Source organism: Bacteroides sp. UBA939 (assembly GCF_002293435.1).
Lineage (GTDB): Bacteria > Bacteroidota > Bacteroidia > Bacteroidales > Bacteroidaceae > Bacteroides.
Window position 1 is genome coordinate 6,717 of sequence record NZ_DBDF01000003.1, and the last position, 2,536, is coordinate 9,252.

At 53.6% G+C, this 2,536-nt stretch carries 1 protein-coding gene; it reads left to right on the forward strand.

Going from position 1 to position 2,536, the window contains the following annotated elements; translation table 11 throughout:
- Nucleotides 1–72 precede the first annotated feature (72 nt).
- Entirely contained in the window at nt 73–2,292 is a 2,220-nt protein-coding gene (locus B2Z67_RS00365) for a hypothetical protein (protein WP_291527828.1), read from the forward strand.
- Nucleotides 2,293–2,536: the final 244 nt, after the last annotated feature.

Below are 2,536 nucleotides of genomic sequence, written 5' to 3' on the forward strand. Positions count from 1 at the left end.
ATCCGCGTAATCCGCGCCTAATTCTTAATAATAACCTGCTAAATTATGATTAAGTACTTAATAGCAAGAACAATGAAACGGATTCTCTTACTCGCAACTGTGGCTTTGGCAATTGTGAGTTGCTCCAACGACCCACTGTTTGAGACAGAAACAGATAGCCCCTACAACCCTTCGGAAATCGTAGTCTTCTCGACCAGTTCCATCAGTCGCGGAACACCCATCAACGATGCCGCCCAACTCATCGACATCGGCACATTCGGCTATTATACGGGGCAAAACCAATGGACGCCAACCGACCTCCCCAACCGCATGTTCAACCGGCGACTCTACCGCAACGCCGAAGGAATGTGGAAATACGAAGGCGCTCCGGTAGAATGGAACAACGCTCTGGCCAACGACCTGTTCACATTCTATGCCTATGCTCCCTACGCAACCGGCATGTGGAACTCCACCACCAATGCCACAGGCAACGGCATCGTGGTAAACGGCAACAGCTCCACCACCGGCATTCCCACGCTGACCTATACCGTACCTGCGGACGTAACCCGGCAACCCGACCTCATGGTTGCCATGCCGCGCGTGGACATCATAAAACCTGCCAACGGATACGTTACCTTGGCAATGGAACACGCCCTGACGACAGTAGGATTCCAGGTAACAGGCAATGGTGAAAAGATTGCCGGCATCTCCATCAGCGGCGTCTCAATGACCGGCACGCTGGCAGTAAACGGAGACGATATCGAGTGGACTAACCTCAGCGCCCCCGACACGAGTACCGACTTCAGCGCATCCATCAACTTCGACAGCGGCCGGAGTTACTACACCGCCACACCTACCATGTCCACCAATCTGATGGCGGGCAACGGCTACCTGATGATGATTCCGCAGACACTCGGCAGCAACGCCGTACTGACGGTTACCTACGATGACAACACAACGCTCGACATCAACTTCGATGCCCACGAGTGGTTGCCGGGCAAGAAGATAACCTACCAACTGACCATCGTTCCGGGAGGGGTAATCATCGTCGAACCGTCTATCATCACACTACCTCAAACCGCATCCAGTGGCGAGGCAAAGGTTATTTGTGCCGACGAACATGGCAATCCCGTACCCTCGCTGCCGTGGACGCTCACTACAAGCGAAACATGGCTCACGCTCTCACTCAGCAGCGACGACACAGGCGCAAGCCAGACACTCAGCGGCACAGGCACACAGACGTTCTACGCCTTCGCCACTGCCAATAATGCCACCAATGCCGACCGCACGGCTACCATCATGCTCAACGACGAGACCAACGTAGTGGTCACCGTGAGGCAGAATTACTGCATGGCGCAGCGTTTTGCCCGGAGCAATATCGTAATGTACATCGACAGCAGAGGCAATAAGATACTGACATTTGCCGAGACCGAAAACGACCATACGGTTTCGAAGAGCGTGACCTACTACGATGCATCGACTTCTTCAACCGTGACCGGCACCGTGCCCGCCATAGCGGCCAATGTACAGGGGCTTCATTTCCGGTGGGGGTCGCTGGTGGGGGTGACGAGCGACCGTACAACCTTCAATAACGGCACGTCCGGCGTGGTTCCTTCACACGTGGTGTTCTGGCCTGCCGAGTATGCCTCCAGGGTTCCGGGCGCATGGGTTTTCAGCGACCAATCCGCAAGCGGTCAGGTTCCCTATACCGGCAGTTCGGATATCGGTGCAAATCCATACGGCAACTCCAGCACAGGTTACGGCATAGATGCTTTCTCCGGCTATCCCGGCGGTACCGGTCCGGGGTTCGACAAAGCCAATGCCAAAGGCGACATCTGCCGTTACATCAGCGATATGGGTTGGGTGCAGGGCAAGTGGCGCATGCCGACCACCGCAGAAATAATCGCACTTCTGGGAGAAACGCCGGAGGGCTACACCAACATCGGCCGTGTACTGGGGGCGTGGGATGGTTCGGAGGGTATTAGCGATACGGGCAAAGACAACAAATATGGCTATTCCACACTTGGCAGCGTACGCATCGTGGGCAAGGGCGTGACCGGAGGTGAGCTTGCCCGCAACTCATTGCCCAACCCCGGAGCTGCAAAGGTAGTGTTCCCCGCAGCCGGATACCGCGGCGCCTCCAACGGGAACCTGAACTCTACCGGTTACTACGCAAATTATTGGGCGGCTACTCCGGGCAACGGGTCGGGTCTTGCCTACGAGTTGGACTATAATGATTTGTATAACTATCACTCATACAATATGTCTATCCGTGCCAGCGGTTTCTCTGTGCGGTGTATCAAGATACAATGATACGGATAGAGAACAGACTTGGCTATAACATATACAAATTATGTGAATCAGTAGTTAAAGGAGTTATCGCTTCGCTCAGTAGTTATGGGAGTTAAAGCCGATAGTCTGGTTACTGATAAGTAAATGTTCATAATTAGTTTATACTATAATTTTTTAGACGCAGATGACGCGGATGACGCGGATCTCTTTTTTATCTTCCGGGTGGGATAACGTAGCGCAGTATTTAAAAATCCGCGTCATCCGC

Excerpts from the sequence above, each read along its gene's own strand:
- B2Z67_RS00365 (WP_291527828.1), top strand. The coding sequence starts at position 73 with ATGAAACGGATTCTCTTACTCGCAACTGTGGCTTTGGCAATTGTGAGT.